1 protein-coding gene is annotated in these 1507 nt (G+C 49.4%); it reads left to right on the forward strand.

The annotated features are described in order from the left end of the window. Positions 1-72: 72 nt before the first annotated feature. On the forward strand, positions 73-1293 hold the full coding sequence (locus ABES02_RS29665) for an IS256 family transposase (protein WP_430141615.1): 1221 nt from the start codon (positions 73-75) through the stop codon (positions 1291-1293). Positions 1294-1507: the final 214 nt, after the last annotated feature.

The following is a 1507-nucleotide window of genomic DNA, read 5'->3' on the forward strand; positions in this document are numbered from 1 at the left end:
GAGTCTGTAAAATCTTTCGTGTAAACTCCAAACCTATTAAAATGGAGATACAAGAAAGGTTGGGGATCAACTATGGGACTATGGACGAAAGAACAACTGCGAGCGTTTATCAAGGAAAATAAACTGGTTACTGCACAGGATGCTTCGAACGCTCTAAAAAACCTGTTTGCAGAGACGATCCAAGAGATGCTGGAGGCCGAGATGGACACGCATCTGGGCTATGAGAAGCATGACACCACGAACAAGAAAACCTCGAATAGCCGGAACGGAAAGGGCAAGAAAAGCATCATCAGCGAGTATGGCGAACAGGAAATTCAGGTTCCTCGTGATCGTCAGGGCGAATTCGAGCCCCTGATCGTGAAGAAGCATCAGTCGCATGTGAATGGCATCGAAGACCAGATTATCGCCTTATACGCCAAGGGAGTCAGTACCCGAGAGATTCAAGATCACATGGAGCATATCTACGGCATCGAAGTTTCTCCGACGCTTATTTCCAATGTGACCAATAAAATTGTCCCGATGATCAAGGAGTGGCAGAATCGTCCGCTACAACACACATTTGCTGTCGTTTTCCTCGACGCGATCCACTTCAAGGTCAAGCAGGATGGGGCCATCGTGAACAAAGCAGCCTACATGGTCATTGGCATCGATCTCGACGGCAACAAAGACGTTCTGGGCATCTGGATCGGGGAGAACGAGTCATCGAAGTTCTGGCTGAGCGTCTTAAACGACCTCAAAAACCGTGGCGTACAAGACATTCTCATCACCTGCGTCGACAACCTGACCGGCTTTACCCAAGCCATCGCTGCCAGCTATCCCAAGACCGAAATTCAGAAATGCATCATTCACCAAATCCGGAACTCCACACGCTATGTCTCCTACAAAGATCTCAAGAAAGTGACAGCCGACCTGAAACCGATCTACAAAGCGGCAACAGAGGACGCAGCCAAACTTGAGCTAGACAAATTCGAGGAAACCTGGGGCACGAAATACCCGCTCATTATCCGCTCGTGGCGCACGAACTGGGAAGAGCTTGCTACGTATTTCAAGTATCCACCCGAGATTCGGAAGCTGATCTACACGACCAACATCATCGAAAGCTACCATCGTCAGCTGCGTAAAGTAACCAAGGGCAAGAGCATCTTTCCGACCGATGAGGCCCTGCTAAAAATGCTCTACCTCGCTACGATGGATGTTATTCGGAAATGGACCGGCCGCGTCCAGAACTGGGGGCAAATGCTCCTGCAGTTATCCGTCTTCTTCCCCGATCGGGTTGGACATCACCTGCGTTAACGCGCTAAGCTCCCCCTCGGGGGATACTGTGCAAAAGAGTTTACACGAAATTCTTGACAGACCCCGGTTTTCAAAATCACGTTCGGTTCGCGTTACTAACGCATATCGTTTTTTAATACAAAAGATACCATCAACAACATCCCTACCATCTCACAGAATCACTTAACCGCGTATCCGGGGCCGGACTCGGCTGCTTTTTCGGCCGGGCTAATAG

Origin of the sequence: Neobacillus pocheonensis, from assembly GCF_050477905.1 — a bacterium.
GTDB classification, from domain to species: Bacteria; Bacillota; Bacilli; order Bacillales; family Cytobacillaceae; genus Neobacillus; species Neobacillus pocheonensis_A.